The following is a 13,829-nucleotide window of genomic DNA, read 5'->3' as shown; positions in this document are numbered from 1 at the left end:
CCGTCATCGGCCCATCCCAGCGGCGTTCCGCTCGGCGAACTCGCTCACCGTATTCCCGTACCAATCGAGCTTGCCGCAAAGGGCGTCGTGCCGGCGGCGGTCTGCGGCACCCAGCAACCTGCCGCCCGCGTATTCCTGCCTGCATCGAGCGGCCGAACCGTGCATGTTTGCGGCAAGCGCGGCTTCATCGACGGGCTCCGGGCTGCTGCACCCTGCCAGCAGCGCCGCCGCCGCGATCGCCGACCTCAAAGAAAATGCCCCTTCACCTTGTGCATCGCGAGGATGTCCTTGCGCTCGACCCGCAGCTCGCGCGCCGGGTTGTGCTGGGCAAGGGTAACATGGGTTGCGCCGCGTCTCACCAGTTCCTTGATCAGCACACGGCGGACGCGGTTGCTGTTCTCGCCGCGCAGCTGGACGATCACGTCGTCGCCGATATCGATCTGCGCGCGCGGGCTGACGCCGACCCGCTCGCCTGGCCTGAAGCGCGGCTTCATCGACGTCCCGACGATCATGAGCGCGTAGCTGTCGCGATCGTCGGCAAACGCAGCCGGGCGCTGCATGTAATCCAGCACCTCGTTCAGATCGACCTCGGTCAACTCGAAGTCCTCGTCCAGATCGCCGCCCTGCGCCGCCCCGTAGAGCGGCAGATCCGGCAGCGGCTGCTCGCCGAACACCATCCGCTGCATCTCGACGACACCGACGGCGCCAGCGCCGCGCACCTCAGTCTGCACGGCATAGCTGCCCGACTCGTTTTCGAACCGTTCGAAGGACCAGCCGATCGCGTCGAGTAGCTTCTCCAGCGTCGCGCGGGTCGGATTGCCATGGTCTCTGATGCCGTTGAAAATGTTCCGCGGCTTGCCAGCGGCCTTGGCCCACGCCGCATTGCTAAGCCCGCCGGGCCTGATCCGCATCAGCGCGGCGTAGATCGGAGGATCGGAGGAGCTCGAGTCAGACACGTTGTAAGCTTCATCTAACATTGCGGGACAGCCGGATATGTTAGATTGAGCGAACAAAACGCTTGAGTGTTCGATTGATCTAACATACGTGCGGGGCATGGAGCTGCCCTCACACGCCGAAGTGGTCGCGCTGATCGACTCCTTCCTCGCCCGCCACCGGATGGCGCCTTCCCGACTCGGCAGAGATGCGCTCGGTGAGCCGCAGTTCGTCGGGCAGGTACGTGAAGGGCGGGTGCCCGGGTTGTCGACGCTGACCAAGCTGAGCGATTTCATGCGGGAGCGGGACGAACGGCTGGCCATGGCGGGCGACCATAGCGGCGCCGGCGGACCGGCTCACCGTCTATCGGCGGGGGCGCGCTAGACATGGCGCAACACCTGATCGACGCTGCGCCGGCGACGCCGGCCGACGGGCTCCACCAGGAGGCGCTGCCGGACTTCATCCTCGTCCGCACCGACGAGGTCGATGAGGACGAGCGGCTGCGTCCGGTCGATCCGGTCCGCGTGCAGGGGCTGGCGGCGACGCTGCGCAAGGACGGGCAGGACACGCCGATCCAGGTGTGCCGCCTGCCGGGGCGCAACCGCTGGACGCTGGTGACGGGCGCCCACCGCCGCGCCGCCGCCGAGCTGGCCGGCATCGAATATCTGCGCGCCGAGGTCGTCAGCCAGGAGCGCAACTCGCGGCGGCTGCGCGAGATCAGGGAGAACCTGTTCGCGCCCGACCTGCTGCCGATCGATCGCGCGGCGTTTGTCGCCGAGCTGGTGCAGATCAAGCGGGCGCAGGCAGGACTCACAGAAGAAAACTACCGCGACACGCAGGCGCGTTATGGGCTCAAGAGAGCCCTGCAGTATGAAGCCGCTGAGACCCTGGACACGATGTCCGGGGTCTACGGCTGGTCCCGCGAGGTCGCTGCCGACCTTGGCTTTGCCGACCGGACGGTCCGGCGCGACCTGGAGCTCTACCGCGGCCTCCCAGCCTCGCTGGTCGAGCGGCTGCGCGCTGTGCGGCACCCGATCCTCTCGAACGCTAGCCAACTCCGCGCGCTGGTGAAGCTGCCGCCCGCCGAGCGCGAGGCCATCGTCGATCAGCTGGTCACGGCTGTCGACGGCAAGGGCAAGCCGCTGACCCTGGCGCTCGCGCGAGCGTTGGCGGGCAGCGGTTCGCCCTCCGCCGACCCCGAAACCAAGCGGCTTTCGGCGTTCATCGGCGCGTTCGCGCGCATGTCGCTCGCCGAACGCAAAGGCGCACTGGCGCAGCTCGCCGGCATGCTTCCGTCGCCGTTCCGGCTGACCGAGGGCGAGCCGGCGGCGTCCGCCTTTTCGTCCGAGCACGTCCGCTACCGCGAGGAGGCGCTGGCGGCGCTCGACTCCGCCCGGACGCTGATCGACGGGCTGGTCGAGGATGAGGTGGTGCCGGGCGAGCGCGGCGTCGCGCTGGAACACGTCGCGGCCGAGCTGCAGCTCACGCGCTTCACGATCGCGGGCAACGGCTTCCCGCTGGGCGGGGCCGCATGACGGACCGGCCCGCCTTGACCGCCGTTGAGCCAATGGACCGGATCGAGTTCGAGTGGGCGTTGGTCCTGCAGGGCTACGCTCCGGTGCGCGCTGCGCAGCTCGCGCACGAACTGCCCGCAAGCGACGGCGCGCTGCAGATGCTCGCCCGCCACCGTGTCGCAACCGAGCGCCGCGTCCTTCAGCGCCAAGCCGAAGGCAACGCCGCGTGACCCCCGGGCAGACCAGGGTGCTCGACTACGTCCGCGAGCTGATCGCGGTCGCCGAGCTGACCCCGACCTATCGCGAGATCGCCGCCCGGTTCGGCTTCTCGATCCCCCACGCCTATTCGGTCGTCGCGGCGCTGGTCGCGAGCGGGCACCTGGAGCTGGGGCCGGACAAGGTGCGCCGGATCAGGCTGCCCGGCCAGCCCGACCTGCGCGGCGTTCCAACCGACAATCTCGCTGCCGAGCTGGCGCGACGCGGCAAGACGCTCGCCAGCCTGGAGCCGTCGGCGCCCCGGGCTTACGGCCGCGCGGTCACCTGCGCCGCCGACACCTGCGGCAACACCGTCCAGCGCGGCCACCTGATGTGCCGCCCGCACTGGTTCGCGCTGCCGCCGGAGCTGCGCACCCGCATCCTGCAGGCGAACAGCCGCCGCGACCGCGTCGCGTTCGAGCGCGCGGTCACCCAGGCGAAGGACCTGATCGACGGCGGCGGCTGGAGGGAGGCGTCGTGACCTGCATCATCGACTGGGCGGCGCCGACCGGGGAGCTGACACCGCTGGAGACGGCGATCATGGATCGCTGGGACGCGGGCGAGAGCATCGAGCAGATCGCGCGCGCCGGCTTCAACCTCGGCATGACCAAGGTGACGGTCTACCGCTACGGCGCACCGCTCGCCGAAGAGCGCGATTTCGCGAACGCCGCGGCCGCAGCCTGCGCCGCGCACGCCGCCGCGATCGCCGCGACCGGCCGGTGCTACGCGTGACCGCCGCCTTGCCCGAGGCCGATCGGATGCGTGCCGCGCGCGAGCTGTTCGAGCGCGCCCAGGCCGACCGCTGCTCGATGGCGGAAGCCAAGCGCCGCCTGCGCGCGGAACGCTGGGCCGCGGCAGACGCGCGGCTGGCGGCGAAACGCTGCGGCACGATCGCGCCCGCGGCCGCGAACGATGCCGTCGACGCCAACGACGATCCCCCGCGCGCCGAACAATGGTGGCAGCGGTGAGCGAGGTCGTCGGCCTGGCCGCCGCCCGCCTCGCGCGGCTACTCGACCAGTCGCGGGGCGACGGCCCGCCAGAGGTCGCCGTGATCGGCACTGGCGCGGCGGCGCAGGCGACCGCGGCCGCGCTGCGGCGGCGTGGCGTCATTACGCTGACCTTCTACCGCGGCGGCCGCAAGGCGATGCTGCAACGCAGCCACAAGGCGGTGGCCGGCTACGCGCTGTTCGTCGGCGACGGCGAGCTGGCGCTGCGCGACCTGTTCACTGGCCGCCAGGCGCCGCTGCCCGCCCAAGGCTGGCTGGACCTGCTCCTCGACCAGCTTGCCTTTGACTACGCACCGATCGGCACCGACCGCTTCGTGTTCGAGGCCGCGCGGTGAGCGAGGTCGTGAACCTGCCGCGCCGCCGTTACGGCCGCGCCGCCCCCGCCAGCCTGCGCCCTGCGCCGCTCAGCCAGCCCGAGGTCGCCGACCTGTCGCGGCTGCTGGAGCGGCTTGCTCCCGATCACCAAAGAGGAGGTTCCGATGCCTGAACTCAAGGGCGGGCGCTACATCAGCGCGCCCTGCACCCACGACACGCTGCGCGCGATCGAATCCTACGCAGCCGAGAACGAGGTGGCGCTCGGCCAGGCGGCGCTGCACTTCATCGAGCACGGAATCGAAGCGGTTGCGCGGCCCGTCCCACTAGTCCCAGCCGGCGAGCCGCACGACGGCTCGATCGGGTCGATTGCTGCCTGGCTGGAGCACGTCCCCAACGCTTCGCTGACCGCCGAGGTCGCGCGGCGCATCGACGAGGGGATCAGCGACGAGGACTATGGCGCCGCCGTCGCACGCGCCGAGGACGCCGAGGCGCAGATCGCCGCGGTTCGCCTGGCGCTGGCCGGGGGGGGGGGGGGGGCAGTGAGCCCGTTCACCACCTCGACGGCGCGGGACGGTGACGTCGTGCGGCTCACCGTCATGCTGACGACCGACCCGGGCCCGGCCCGCGAGTTCCGTCCGTTCCTTGAAGTCGAACTCGACGAGCCGCACGCGGTCATGCTGTTCGGCGAGCTGGGCTTGGCGCTGCAGTCGTTCACCGACGAGCGCGCGGGCGGCACGGTCGTCGCTTTCCCTGGTGGCGGGCGCTGACGTGCGCGGCTGGCTGCCCCGCTTCTACGCAACCGCGACCTGCCTCGCCTATTTCGATGGCGAGGAGGAGGGCTGGCTGCTTGGCCTCCGCTGGCTGGGCGTCACCATCGAGCTGACGATCGCCCGCCGGACGCGAACGCTCTGCGACCAGAGCGACGAGGTGGGCGCGTGATCACCGTTCTCGTCTGGGCCGGCGCCGCGCTGGGCGCCACGATCGGCACCGCCCTGATCGCCCATCTACGCTCGTGCGCGGATGAGCGGGCCACGCTCCAGCGCACCTGCCGGTACGCCGACGTCGAACTCGACTTGTGGGGCCGCAAGCTGTGACGCCGCAGCAGGAGCGCATCCTGGCGGTGCTGCGGTCGAGCCGCGAGCCGCTGACCTACCGCGCGCTCGCCGCACGGCTGGGTGGCCGCGCCACTCGCGGCAGCGTCGCGGTGCAGCTCCACCACATCCGGCGGCAGCTTCCCGTCGATATTGCGATCGAGACGCGAGGCGGGCCGCAGGGCTTCGCACTGGTCGAAGGGGCGGCGCCCCGGTGACCAAGCGCCGCTCCCTCTCCCCGGGCCAACTCCCCTTCGACTTCGAGCCGCGGCGGCCGGTCGACGGGCCGGCGGCGTTCGCGGGCGTCGAGGCGCGCGCGGCGGCGGAGGTGGGGCGCATCCTCAAGGACGATCCGCGCACGCGTGAGGAGATCGCGGGCGCCGTGACGGCGGCGATCGGCGGCGGCACCACGCAAGACGGGGGCGACACGGTCAGCCGCTGGATGCTCGACGCCTACGCTTCGCCGGCGCGTGACGGACACAACGTGTCGTTCGGCCGCGCGCTGGCGCTGATGGCGGTCACCGGCGATCGCGCGATGATCGAGTGGGCGGTCGCCCAGCTCGGCGGCACGGTGCTGTGGGGCGAGGAGATCATCGTCGCCCGCATCGGCCAGCTGGAGGCGCGCAAGCGCCACCTCGATGCCGAACTGAAGGAGCTGAAGGGCCACGCGCAGCCGATCCGGCGGGAGGGGCGGCGGTGAAGGCGAACCCCGGCCACTGCCCGGCTGAAGCCGAGGGCAAGCGCGTGCGCGTGCGGCTCGCGCACGGCGGGATCGGCGATTGCGATCCAAACCCGATGAGCCCGCCGGGTTGGGCAGCGGACGGGCGGAACGGCTGCCGCTGGTCGCTGACCGGCTCCCCCTACGACATCGCCGAATACGAGGTGATCGCGTGAAGCCGTGCCGGTTCACCCCGGGCGAGGCCGCGTCGCCCCCCGCGAAGCTGTGGTGGACCGCGGCGGAGCTGGCCGACGCACGGCTGCCGGGGCTGCCGACGGTCAAGCGCAAGATCAACGAGCGCGCGGCGGCTGAGCGCTGGGCGTTCGCGGCCGACCCGGCCGGACGCCCGCTGGCGCGGCCGCGGGCGGGGCGGGGCGGGGGTCTGGAGTATCACCGCGACGCGCTGCCCGCCGCCGCGCGGGCGGCGCTCGCGGCCCCGTCAGCGGCCGCTGATCGACCGCTCAACGACAATTTTGCGCCAGCGTCCTGGGCGAGCTTCGATCGCGCCACCGCCGCAGTGAAGGCCGAGGCCGCCCGGCGGCTGGCGGCGGTGCAGCTGGTCGACGCGTTCGTCGTGGCCGGGCTGACCCGCTCGGCCGCGGTCACCGCTGCGGCGGCGCGCGCGCAGGTCGGCTCGTCGACGCTTTGGGCCTGGCTGGAGCTGGTCGCCGGCGCCGCGCTCGCCGATCGCCTCCCGCACCTCGCGCCGCGGCGCCAGGGCGGCGGCAAGGTCGCCGACATCGATCCCGAGGCGTGGCAGCTGCTCCTCTCCGATTATCTCCGCCCGGAACAACCGACCTTCACCAGCTGCTACTGGCGGCTGGTGAAGGACTGGGCGCGGCCGCGCGGGCTCGCCGTCCCGGCCGAGAAGACGCTGCGGCGCAAGCTGGAGCGTGAGGTCGACCCGCGGCTGGTGCTCGCGAAACGCGAGGGCGCCGAGGCGCTCCGGCGCTCGCTGCCCGCGCAGCAGCGCTCGGTCGCGCAGCTCCACGCGCTGGAGGCGGTCAACATCGACGGCCACAAGTTCGACGTCTTCGTGCGCTGGCCGGACGGGCGGATCGGCCGACCGATGATGGTGACGATCCAGGACATCTTCAGCCGCAAGATCGTCGCGCACCGGATCGATGAGAGCGAGAACGCGCTCGCCACCCGGCTCGTGTTCGCGGACCTGTTCCGCGACTACGGGATCCCGCGCATCGCGCTGATGGACAACAGCCGCGCGTTTGCCAGCAAGATCATGACCGGCGGCGCCGGGTCCCGCTACCGCTTCAAGATCAGGGACGAGGAGCCGACCGGCGTCCTGACCGCGCTCGGCATCGAGGTGAAGTTCGCGACGCCCTATCGCGGACAGTCGAAGCCGATCGAGCGTGCGTTTCGCGACCTGTGCGACACCATCGCCAAGCATCCGGCGCTGGCGGGTGCGTACACGGGCAACAAGCCCGACGCTAAACCCGAGAATTACGGCTCGAAGGCGATCCCGATCGACGAGTTTCGCGCGGTCGTCGCGGCCGGACTGGCGCGGCACAACGCGCAGCCCGGGCGCCGGACCGAGACGGCGAACGGCCGCAGCTTCGACCAGGTGTTCGCCGCCAGCTACGCGATCGCGCCGATCGGCCGCGCCACCCCCGAGCAACTGCGCCTGGCGCTGCTGACCGCCGAAGAGCGGATGTGCGACCGGCTGACCGGCGTTGTTACGCTGGAGGGCAACCGCTACTGGGCCGAAGAGCTGAGCCGCTATGCCGGGCAGAAGCTGACCGTCCGGTTCGACCCCGACGATCTTCACGGCGAGGTCCACGTCTACGACCGCGCCGGCGCGTTCATCTGCACCGCGCCCGCGATCGCCGCCACCGGCTTCTTCGACAAGGCCAGCGCCGGCCGGCGGCGCGCGCAGGAAGCCGAGCAGCGCAAGCTGGTCCGGCGCCTCGCAGAGACACACGAGCTGCTGAGCGCGACCGCGCTCGCGGCGATGCTGCCCGACCACGAGGACGAGGCGCCGATTGCGCCGCCGACCGTCATCCGCCCGGTGCGCCACCGCGGCCAATCGGCGGCGGCGCTGCAGGCGCTGCCCGAAGCCGCTGGCGCTCCCTCCACCCAAGTCATCGACCGGTTCGCCCGCGCCGCGGCGCGGCTGCGCGTGGTCGAATAACCCCGAAAGGACACGCCTTCCGTGAACAACGCCGATAATTTCCCCGTCGACATCGAGGAGCAGCGCAGCTGGCTGCTCGCCGAGAAGGCAAGCCGCGCCTGCAGCTGGCCCGAGATCGCCAAGTTGGTCGGCGTGCCGCACGGCACGCTCTCTGCTTTCGGCACCACCAATTACGCTGGCGACAACGCGAAGCTTGCCCGGGCGGTGTTCCGCTGGCGCCAGCTGCTCGCCAGCCAGGCCGATCGGTTGGAGGGGCTGATCGCCGACCCCGGCTATTTCGACACGCCCACCTCGCGCCGGATCACCGGCCTGCTGACGATTGCGCAGATGGGCAGGATCACCGTCGGGGCGACTGGTCCGGGCACGGGCAAGGACATGGCGGCGAATGAGTACGCGGCCAGCGTCTCCAACGTCTGGATCGCGACGATGTGGCCGACCGACAAGAAGATGGCGGCAATGATCGAGAAGGTGCTGCGCGCGCTCGACGTCAAGCCGAAGGGCTGGACGCGCCATATGAGCCACCAGGTGGTCGAGCAGGTCCAGGGAAAGCGCGGACTGCTGGTCATCAACGAGGCCAATCACCTCGAAGCGGAGGCGATCGAAGAGATCAGGGCCTGGCACGACGCGACGCGGGTCGGCGTCTGCCTCCTCGGCAACGAGGAGCTGCTGATGCGGATCGAGGGTGGTGCCAAGCGCGACGCCTATGCCCGGCTCAACAGCCGGATCGCGCAGCGCCTGATCCAGACGTTGCCGCAGCCCGGGGACGTCGCCGCCTTCTGCGACGGTTGGGGGTTGGCCGACGTCGGCATGCGCGACTTCCTGACCAGGATCGCGCTGACGCCCGGTGCCGGCGGGCTGCGCGAGTGCCGCCAGATCGTCGAGCAGGCGTCGCTGCTCGCCGCCGACGATGACCGGCCGCTCGCCTTTTCCGATCTCAAGGATGCGCAGTCGACCCGCGCGACCAGGAGCATCCGGGCATGATCGCGACCGGGATCACGGTGCGCGAGGTGGTCGAGCACCTGGCTTTCGAGACGGCGTTCTCGGCCGAGCAGATCATGGGCCGCGGCCGCTCCGCCTACCTGTGCGAGCTGCGGATCGCGTGCCTGTGGTGCGCGCGCGAGATCACGAACCTTACGCTGATCAACCTCGGCCGGGCCTTCAACCGCGATCACGCGACGGTGATCGGCCTGCTCAACCGGGCGGCGTACCTGCGCGAGTGGGATCCCGAGTTACGCGCGCTGACCGACGGCGTCGTGCGCTGCCTGCGCGATCACATCTGGGAGATCGCAGCATGACCGCGCTCCGCTTCCATGCCCGCTACCTGCGGCGCTTCCACCCGGCAATCTGGGCCGGGGTTCAGATCAGCGCCGCCGCCGCGCTCGGCGTCGCGACCGGCCCGGTTGTCACCGCCTGCCATCGGGTGCTCGCATGCCTGTGAAGGTGCGCGCGATCTCGATCGAGGGCGACGCCGATCCGGTGACGCTGGCGCTGATCCGGCAGGTGCTCGCCGCCGCGCCGGGCAAGGTCGACCTGTTCGTCCAGGCGGCACACCCGAGCGTTCGCCCGACGCCGGTGCGGCTGATCGGCGACGACGGCGTGAAGCTGCTGGCGCCCGCGCCGCTGCCGTGCCCGCCGGTTGGGATTGTCGGCGACCTCGCCAAGCTGGCGGCCTGCCACGTGGGCCTGACGGTGCGCGAGCTGCTCGGCGCTGGGCGCGCGGCGCACCTGGTGTGTGCGCGCAGCGCGGTCGCCCTCGTCGCGCGCGAGCAGGGGCTGAGCGTGCCGCAGATCGGCCGTGCGCTCGGCGGCCGCGACCACACGACCATCGTGCACGCGCTCCGCCGCGCGGCGACGCTGACCGCCGCCGACCCCGCCTTCCGCCTGCTGTGCGACCGGCTCCGCGCCGGGATCGAGGAGAAGAACTGATGGGCAGCTTCAACGGCCTGCCGGCCCGCACGCCCGCCCGCACCCCGGCCGCGCCCGCCAGGTTCGACGGCGCAAACCAGCACCGCCGCGCGATGCTGGCCAAGGTCCACATCGCCAAGGTGCAGCTCGGCCTTGCCGACGACGACTACCGCGCGGTGCTGATGCGCGTCGCTGGCCGCACCAGCGCGGGCGACTGCACCGACCGCGAGCTGGCGGACCTGCTCGCCGAGTTCAAGGCGAAGGGCTTCTCGGCCGAGGTGCGCAGGCCCGGCGGGGCGCGCTCCGCCGATCACCCGGTCGCGCGCAAGGCGCGGGCGCTGTGGATCGGGCTCGGCTGCATCGGCGCGATCGCTGATCCGAGCGAGGCGGCGCTGGAAGCGTTTGCGCGTCGCCAGCTCGGGTGCGTGAAGCTGCAGTGGGCGAACCAAGCGCACGGCTCGCGGCTGATCGACGCGCTGAAGGCGATCGCCGAGCGCCACGGCTGGTCGCAGTCGCTCGCCGGGATCAAGCCCGGCATGCACGCGCTGGTGCTGTCGCGGAACCTGGTCGACGCGTTGGTCGCGAAGCTCAAGGCGACGGGCTTGATCCCGGCCGACTGGTCGGTCCAGCGCATCGCGTTCGACCTGACGGGGATCGAGCTGTCCGCCATCTTCGGCGCCCCCGAGGAGCTGCACCGGCTAGCCGCGGCACTGGGCGTGAAGCTCCGGGAGGCGGGCAAGTGATCGCGCTGGCCCAGAAGCCGGTGCGCCCGCCCGTACCCTCGCGCGTGCTGCGCCCGGCCTACCACGCTGGCACCCGCTGCCCCGCCTGCGGCGGTCGCGCCTGGTTGATCGGGCGCCGCTCGGCCGAATGCGCCCGCTGCGGCGAGGCGCTGCCGTTCGCGGGTGACGCGCGATGACGGCGCCGATCGTCACCGACCACGCGCTGGTCCGGTTCCTGACCCGCGTCGGCTTCGACGTCGAGCCGCTGCGTGAGGCGCTGGCCGCGTCGCTGGAACGCGCGCACACCGCGGCGTTGGCGCTGGGCGCCGACGATCACCTGATCGTCGCGGACGGCCTCTGTTACCTGATCCGCACCGGCAGCGTGGTGACTGTGGTCGAGGACGGCGATCCGGTCGCGCGGGCCAAGCTGCTGTCGCGGCGCTCGCTGCCGTGAGCAGACTGGAGCCCGAGCTGGCGGCGCTGATCGGCGAGGAGGCGCTTGTCCGCCTCGCCGAGGCGTTCGGCGGCACGCGGCTCTACGTGCCCCACCAGGTCAGCGCGCGGCACGAAATCGCGCAGGCGATCGGGCTGGAGGCGGCGCAGCGGCTCACCGCCCGGCTGGCGCCCGACACGATCAACGTGCCGCTTGCCCGCGAGCTGCGCGCCCGGCACTACCGCGCGCAGGCGAGGAGCAACCGCGATATTGCCCGTGCCCTCGGACTGACCGAGGACGGTGTCGAGAAACTGTTCGCGCGCGTGCGCCGCCAGCAGGTAGCGGCCGCGCAGCCGGACCTTTTCGCCGGTTAGGCCCTGCCGCCCGCCCACGCGGGCATGTTTCCGGGATGGCCGAGCCCGCAGAGCTGGCGGCATGGCCGACAGTCGCAGCCTCGACGATCTCCACCCGACCGTGCACGCGATGGCGCAGACGCTGCTCGCGCGCGCTGCGGCGGCGGGCATCCCGCTCGCCGTCACCTTCACCTTCCGTTCGATGGAAACGCAGGCGAAGCTGTACGCGCAGGGCCGTACCGCGCCGGGCAAGCGCGTCACCAACGCCAAGCCCGGCTACAGCTTCCATAATTTCGGGCTGGCGCTCGACGTCGTGCCGGCCGAGCTGGAGAAGCTGCCCGACTGGGGCGACATTCCCGCGCATCAGGTCCGCACCGATCAGCTGTGGGCGAAGATTGGCACGATCGGCAAGGCGATCGGCTTCCGCTGGGGTGGCGATTTCGGTACGATCAAGGACCGGCCGCACTTCGAGTGGTCCGGAAGCCTCGACCTTGCCGATCTGCGCGCAGGCAAGCGGCCCGCGGTGGCGGGGCAGGCGGCGTGAACTGGGGCCTGTTCCTCGGGCTGGAGTCGTTCCTGCTGCCGCTCAGCCTCGCGCTGCGCGTCGCGTTCGCCGGGTGGACGGCGGGCGAACCGTTCCGCGCGCCGGTGCAGCTGATGCGCGTGATCCTGGTCACCTTCCTGTTCGCGATCTGCTGCGGCAAGCTTCCCGCCACGATCTACGCGGTCAGCGGCAATTTCGCCGCACTCGGCCACGTGACCGAAGGCTTCATGGTGTCGCCGCTCGGCCTGGGGCAAATGGCGTTGATCACCGCCGGTGTCGTCGTCTGCGACGTGGCGGGGCCGGGGATCGCCGCGCGCATGGATGCGAGCGCGCCGGCGGGGTCGGCCGTCGCGCGGTCGCTCGGCATCATCGGCGTCTGCCTGCTGCTCGGCTGGGCCGGCCAGGGCTCGCGGCTGTGAACAAGACGGTCGTCGTCATCCCGGGGCCGGAGACGGTGATCCTGTGGGGCGTCCACATCCCGCTGCTCGCGGCGGTGTTCGGCGTCGCCGGCATCTTCCTCGGCCACCTGATGGCGCCGGTGATCGGCGCGCCGCTGCCGCTCCAGCGTCAGCTGTCGGTGATCGCGGCCGGCGTGCTGCTCAGCCTCGGGATCACGATGGTCACCGGGCAGAAGCCGCTGGTCGTGCTCGGCTGGTCGATCGGGATCGGCTTTTCGGGAATTACCGTCTTCCAGACGATGGGCGAACAGGCGCGCGCCGGGCTGAAGACCCTGGGCGACAAGGTGGTCGAGCGGCTGAGCGGCAAGGACCCGGCGCCGTGAGCTATTCGGACTGGCTGATCACCGCGCTGGTCGTCGCGGCCGTGCTCTTCGCCGCGTGGCGGGTCGGGCAGAAGAACCCGACCTCGACGGGAAAGCTCGCGCGCGACGTGCGCCTGCTGGAGCAGAAGGTCGCCGAGCAGGGCGTGCGCCTGGACGGCTTCGGCGCCCAGCTCGACGCGGTGGAGCGCTCGGTGATCCGCGTCGCCGACGAGGTCGGCTCGATGGGGACGCAGATGTCGGCGATCCGGATGGAGCTCGCCGCCGATCGCGGCCTGACCGAGCGCACCTGGGCGTCGGTCAGCCGCCTCGAAGGCTATTTCATCGAAGACAGTTTCAAGCAGCGGGGTGTCCGGTGAGCTATTTCGACTACGCGGTCGGGCACCTGCGGCTGGCGGTGCTGCGCGCGCTGCTGGAGACGCCGACCAACATGCTCAACGACGCGCTGCTCGCGACCGCGGTCGGCGAGCTGGGGCTGCCGTTCACGCGCGACCAGCTGCGTACCGAGCTGGGCTGGCTCGAAGAGCAGGGGCTGATCCGGCTGTCCCGGCCCAGCGAGACGCTGACGGTCGCGGCGCTGCGCGAGCGCGGCGCCGAGGTCGCGCTCGGCCGGGCGCATGTCGAAGGTGTGCAGCGGCCGTCGATCGGGCGGTGAGAGGTTCATGAGGGAGTGGTGACGATGCGATTGTTGATTGGAAGTTTGATGGTGGCGCTGACGGCTTGCGCCGCACCCACGGCGCAGGTGGCGGCCGTCGGCGCCGCGCCTGCGCCGGCCGCCCAGGCGACGGCCGCACCTGCGACTACGGCGCCCACGCCGATCGTGACGTCGGTCGCGAGCGCCGTGGCGCAGGCGGACCGGGTGGTGCTGACCGGTGAGCGTGCGTTCGCGGTCGCCGAGCTGGCCTACACGACGGCAGCCGCCGGAGTCGGCGACCTGGTCGATGCCGGAGTCATACACGGCGCGACGGCAGTGCGGGTGCGCGGCTGGAACGCGCAGGCGCGCACCGCCCTGGTGATCGGTCACACCGCCACCAGCGCGGCGGAGAAGGCGCGGGCGGCGGCGGCGCTGTTCGGGTTCGCCGACCAGCTCGACGCGGTCAGGGAGGGTCGCTGAG

General features: G+C 71.6%; 30 protein-coding genes. 28 read left to right on the top strand and 2 right to left on the bottom strand.

The features are described 5' to 3' along the window. Nucleotides 1–3 precede the first annotated feature (3 nt). Together ACP2AD_RS11800 and ACP2AD_RS11795 are read right to left on the bottom strand one after the other, a co-directional pair. Nucleotides 4–249 carry a hypothetical protein gene (locus tag ACP2AD_RS11800; protein WP_425230248.1) on the bottom strand — a complete coding sequence of 82 codons (246 nt, stop codon included), beginning with the start codon at nt 247–249 and terminating at the stop codon, nt 4–6. After that, the gene (locus ACP2AD_RS11795; protein WP_425230247.1) at nt 246–1,055 is read right to left on the bottom strand and encodes a S24 family peptidase; all 810 of its coding nucleotides are present in this window, start codon (nt 1,053–1,055) and stop codon (nt 246–248) included. Before ACP2AD_RS11795 ends, ACP2AD_RS11800 begins: the two co-directional genes overlap by 4 nt. On the opposite strand from ACP2AD_RS11795, the gene ACP2AD_RS11790 reads away from it, so the two are divergent. From ACP2AD_RS11790 to ACP2AD_RS11655, 28 genes are all read left to right on the top strand, one after another. Continuing rightward, nucleotides 1,054–1,317 (top strand): hypothetical protein, encoded by a 264-nt coding sequence (locus ACP2AD_RS11790; RefSeq protein WP_425230246.1) that lies wholly within the window; start codon nt 1,054–1,056, stop codon nt 1,315–1,317. The two genes, ACP2AD_RS11795 and ACP2AD_RS11790, sit on opposite strands and share 2 nt — an antisense overlap. Before the next feature lie 2 nt (nt 1,318–1,319). Then, the gene (locus ACP2AD_RS11785; RefSeq protein WP_425230245.1) at nt 1,320–2,468 is read left to right on the top strand and encodes a ParB/RepB/Spo0J family partition protein; all 1,149 of its coding nucleotides are present in this window, start codon (nt 1,320–1,322) and stop codon (nt 2,466–2,468) included. Continuing rightward, nucleotides 2,465–2,677, top strand: a complete 213-nt coding sequence (locus tag ACP2AD_RS11780) for a hypothetical protein (protein WP_425230244.1) — start codon at nt 2,465–2,467, stop codon at nt 2,675–2,677. Before ACP2AD_RS11785 ends, ACP2AD_RS11780 begins: the two co-directional genes overlap by 4 nt. After that, entirely contained in the window at nt 2,674–3,183 is a 510-nt protein-coding gene (locus ACP2AD_RS11775) for a LexA family protein (RefSeq protein ID WP_425230243.1), read from the top strand. Before ACP2AD_RS11780 ends, ACP2AD_RS11775 begins: the two co-directional genes overlap by 4 nt. Then, a complete protein-coding gene (locus ACP2AD_RS11770; protein ID WP_425230242.1) occupies nt 3,180–3,434 on the top strand; it encodes a hypothetical protein in 255 nt (84 codons plus the stop codon). Before ACP2AD_RS11775 ends, ACP2AD_RS11770 begins: the two co-directional genes overlap by 4 nt. After that, complete coding sequence (locus tag ACP2AD_RS11765) at nt 3,431–3,670, top strand: hypothetical protein (RefSeq protein WP_425230241.1); 240 nt, start codon at nt 3,431–3,433, stop codon at nt 3,668–3,670. The genes ACP2AD_RS11770 and ACP2AD_RS11765 overlap by 4 nt, the downstream gene beginning before the upstream one ends. Next, nucleotides 3,667–4,044, top strand: a complete 378-nt coding sequence (locus ACP2AD_RS11760; RefSeq protein WP_425230240.1) for a hypothetical protein — start codon at nt 3,667–3,669, stop codon at nt 4,042–4,044. The genes ACP2AD_RS11765 and ACP2AD_RS11760 overlap by 4 nt, the downstream gene beginning before the upstream one ends. Continuing rightward, nucleotides 4,041–4,196, top strand: a complete 156-nt coding sequence (locus ACP2AD_RS11755; RefSeq protein WP_425230239.1) for a hypothetical protein — start codon at nt 4,041–4,043, stop codon at nt 4,194–4,196. Before ACP2AD_RS11760 ends, ACP2AD_RS11755 begins: the two co-directional genes overlap by 4 nt. Then, complete coding sequence (locus tag ACP2AD_RS11750) at nt 4,189–4,791, top strand: hypothetical protein (protein WP_425230238.1); 603 nt, start codon at nt 4,189–4,191, stop codon at nt 4,789–4,791. The genes ACP2AD_RS11755 and ACP2AD_RS11750 overlap by 8 nt, the downstream gene beginning before the upstream one ends. Continuing rightward, nucleotides 4,778–4,963 (top strand): hypothetical protein, encoded by a 186-nt coding sequence (locus ACP2AD_RS11745; RefSeq protein WP_425230237.1) that lies wholly within the window; start codon nt 4,778–4,780, stop codon nt 4,961–4,963. Before ACP2AD_RS11750 ends, ACP2AD_RS11745 begins: the two co-directional genes overlap by 14 nt. Beyond that, nucleotides 4,960–5,118 carry a hypothetical protein gene (locus ACP2AD_RS11740; protein ID WP_425230236.1) on the top strand — a complete coding sequence of 53 codons (159 nt, stop codon included), beginning with the start codon at nt 4,960–4,962 and terminating at the stop codon, nt 5,116–5,118. Before ACP2AD_RS11745 ends, ACP2AD_RS11740 begins: the two co-directional genes overlap by 4 nt. Further along, the gene (locus ACP2AD_RS11735; RefSeq protein WP_425230235.1) at nt 5,115–5,333 is read left to right on the top strand and encodes a hypothetical protein; all 219 of its coding nucleotides are present in this window, start codon (nt 5,115–5,117) and stop codon (nt 5,331–5,333) included. Before ACP2AD_RS11740 ends, ACP2AD_RS11735 begins: the two co-directional genes overlap by 4 nt. After that, a complete protein-coding gene (locus tag ACP2AD_RS11730; protein ID WP_425230234.1) occupies nt 5,330–5,815 on the top strand; it encodes a hypothetical protein in 486 nt (161 codons plus the stop codon). Before ACP2AD_RS11735 ends, ACP2AD_RS11730 begins: the two co-directional genes overlap by 4 nt. Further along, nucleotides 5,812–6,009, top strand: a complete 198-nt coding sequence (locus ACP2AD_RS11725) for a hypothetical protein (RefSeq protein WP_425230233.1) — start codon at nt 5,812–5,814, stop codon at nt 6,007–6,009. Before ACP2AD_RS11730 ends, ACP2AD_RS11725 begins: the two co-directional genes overlap by 4 nt. Next, on the top strand, nt 6,006–7,979 hold the full coding sequence (locus tag ACP2AD_RS11720; protein WP_425230232.1) for a transposase domain-containing protein: 1,974 nt from the start codon (nt 6,006–6,008) through the stop codon (nt 7,977–7,979). Before ACP2AD_RS11725 ends, ACP2AD_RS11720 begins: the two co-directional genes overlap by 4 nt. Before the next feature lie 21 nt (nt 7,980–8,000). Continuing rightward, nucleotides 8,001–8,960, top strand: a complete 960-nt coding sequence (locus ACP2AD_RS11715) for an AAA family ATPase (RefSeq protein ID WP_425230231.1) — start codon at nt 8,001–8,003, stop codon at nt 8,958–8,960. Continuing rightward, nucleotides 8,957–9,274: a helix-turn-helix domain-containing protein gene (locus ACP2AD_RS11710; protein ID WP_425230230.1), complete on the top strand. Its 318-nt coding sequence runs from the start codon at nt 8,957–8,959 to the stop codon at nt 9,272–9,274. The genes ACP2AD_RS11715 and ACP2AD_RS11710 overlap by 4 nt, the downstream gene beginning before the upstream one ends. Further along, the gene (locus tag ACP2AD_RS11705; RefSeq protein ID WP_425230229.1) at nt 9,271–9,417 is read left to right on the top strand and encodes a hypothetical protein; all 147 of its coding nucleotides are present in this window, start codon (nt 9,271–9,273) and stop codon (nt 9,415–9,417) included. The genes ACP2AD_RS11710 and ACP2AD_RS11705 overlap by 4 nt, the downstream gene beginning before the upstream one ends. Then, nucleotides 9,408–9,905: a helix-turn-helix domain-containing protein gene (locus ACP2AD_RS11700; RefSeq protein ID WP_425230228.1), complete on the top strand. Its 498-nt coding sequence runs from the start codon at nt 9,408–9,410 to the stop codon at nt 9,903–9,905. The genes ACP2AD_RS11705 and ACP2AD_RS11700 overlap by 10 nt, the downstream gene beginning before the upstream one ends. Then, nucleotides 9,905–10,627: a gp16 family protein gene (locus ACP2AD_RS11695; RefSeq protein WP_425230227.1), complete on the top strand. Its 723-nt coding sequence runs from the start codon at nt 9,905–9,907 to the stop codon at nt 10,625–10,627. The genes ACP2AD_RS11700 and ACP2AD_RS11695 overlap by 1 nt, the downstream gene beginning before the upstream one ends. Nucleotides 10,628–10,799: 172 nt before the next feature. Then, nucleotides 10,800–11,060, top strand: a complete 261-nt coding sequence (locus tag ACP2AD_RS11690; RefSeq protein WP_425230226.1) for a hypothetical protein — start codon at nt 10,800–10,802, stop codon at nt 11,058–11,060. Next, nucleotides 11,057–11,413 carry a hypothetical protein gene (locus ACP2AD_RS11685; protein ID WP_425230225.1) on the top strand — a complete coding sequence of 119 codons (357 nt, stop codon included), beginning with the start codon at nt 11,057–11,059 and terminating at the stop codon, nt 11,411–11,413. Before ACP2AD_RS11690 ends, ACP2AD_RS11685 begins: the two co-directional genes overlap by 4 nt. A 61-nt stretch (nt 11,414–11,474) precedes the next feature. Next, on the top strand, nt 11,475–11,936 hold the full coding sequence (locus ACP2AD_RS11680; protein ID WP_425230224.1) for a M15 family metallopeptidase: 462 nt from the start codon (nt 11,475–11,477) through the stop codon (nt 11,934–11,936). Then, nucleotides 11,933–12,355, top strand: a complete 423-nt coding sequence (locus tag ACP2AD_RS11675; protein WP_425230223.1) for a hypothetical protein — start codon at nt 11,933–11,935, stop codon at nt 12,353–12,355. The genes ACP2AD_RS11680 and ACP2AD_RS11675 overlap by 4 nt, the downstream gene beginning before the upstream one ends. Further along, entirely contained in the window at nt 12,352–12,717 is a 366-nt protein-coding gene (locus tag ACP2AD_RS11670) for a hypothetical protein (RefSeq protein WP_425230222.1), read from the top strand. Before ACP2AD_RS11675 ends, ACP2AD_RS11670 begins: the two co-directional genes overlap by 4 nt. Further along, nucleotides 12,714–13,073 carry a hypothetical protein gene (locus tag ACP2AD_RS11665; RefSeq protein WP_425230221.1) on the top strand — a complete coding sequence of 120 codons (360 nt, stop codon included), beginning with the start codon at nt 12,714–12,716 and terminating at the stop codon, nt 13,071–13,073. The genes ACP2AD_RS11670 and ACP2AD_RS11665 overlap by 4 nt, the downstream gene beginning before the upstream one ends. Then, nucleotides 13,070–13,369, top strand: a complete 300-nt coding sequence (locus ACP2AD_RS11660; RefSeq protein ID WP_425230220.1) for a hypothetical protein — start codon at nt 13,070–13,072, stop codon at nt 13,367–13,369. The genes ACP2AD_RS11665 and ACP2AD_RS11660 overlap by 4 nt, the downstream gene beginning before the upstream one ends. A 51-nt stretch (nt 13,370–13,420) precedes the next feature. Next, on the top strand, nt 13,421–13,828 hold the full coding sequence (locus ACP2AD_RS11655) for a hypothetical protein (RefSeq protein WP_425230219.1): 408 nt from the start codon (nt 13,421–13,423) through the stop codon (nt 13,826–13,828). Nucleotide 13,829 lies beyond the last annotated feature (1 nt).

Source organism: Sphingomonas sp. (assembly GCF_965248875.1).
GTDB lineage: Bacteria > Pseudomonadota > Alphaproteobacteria > Sphingomonadales > Sphingomonadaceae > Sphingomonas.
Note: the sequence above shows the minus strand (reverse complement) of the source record. Positions and strands in the feature narration are given on the sequence as shown.

Bases quoted from the DNA above. Each gene is read 5' to 3' on its own strand.
- ACP2AD_RS11790 (WP_425230246.1), top strand. From the start codon at position 1,054: ATGGAGCTGCCCTCACACGCCGAAGTGGTCGCGCTGATCGACTCCTTC.
- ACP2AD_RS11795 (WP_425230247.1), bottom strand. From the start codon at position 1,055: ATGCCCCGCACGTATGTTAGATCAATCGAACACTCAAGCGTTTTGTTC.
- ACP2AD_RS11785 (WP_425230245.1), top strand. From the start codon at position 1,320: ATGGCGCAACACCTGATCGACGCTGCGCCGGCGACGCCGGCCGACGGG.
- ACP2AD_RS11780 (WP_425230244.1), top strand. From the start codon at position 2,465: ATGACGGACCGGCCCGCCTTGACCGCCGTTGAGCCAATGGACCGGATC.
- ACP2AD_RS11750 (WP_425230238.1), top strand. From the start codon at position 4,189: ATGCCTGAACTCAAGGGCGGGCGCTACATCAGCGCGCCCTGCACCCAC.
- ACP2AD_RS11710 (WP_425230230.1), top strand. From the start codon at position 8,957: ATGATCGCGACCGGGATCACGGTGCGCGAGGTGGTCGAGCACCTGGCT.
- ACP2AD_RS11705 (WP_425230229.1), top strand. From the start codon at position 9,271: ATGACCGCGCTCCGCTTCCATGCCCGCTACCTGCGGCGCTTCCACCCG.
- ACP2AD_RS11700 (WP_425230228.1), top strand. From the start codon at position 9,408: ATGCCTGTGAAGGTGCGCGCGATCTCGATCGAGGGCGACGCCGATCCG.
- ACP2AD_RS11695 (WP_425230227.1), top strand. From the start codon at position 9,905: ATGGGCAGCTTCAACGGCCTGCCGGCCCGCACGCCCGCCCGCACCCCG.
- ACP2AD_RS11690 (WP_425230226.1), top strand. From the start codon at position 10,800: ATGACGGCGCCGATCGTCACCGACCACGCGCTGGTCCGGTTCCTGACC.
- ACP2AD_RS11680 (WP_425230224.1), top strand. From the start codon at position 11,475: ATGGCCGACAGTCGCAGCCTCGACGATCTCCACCCGACCGTGCACGCG.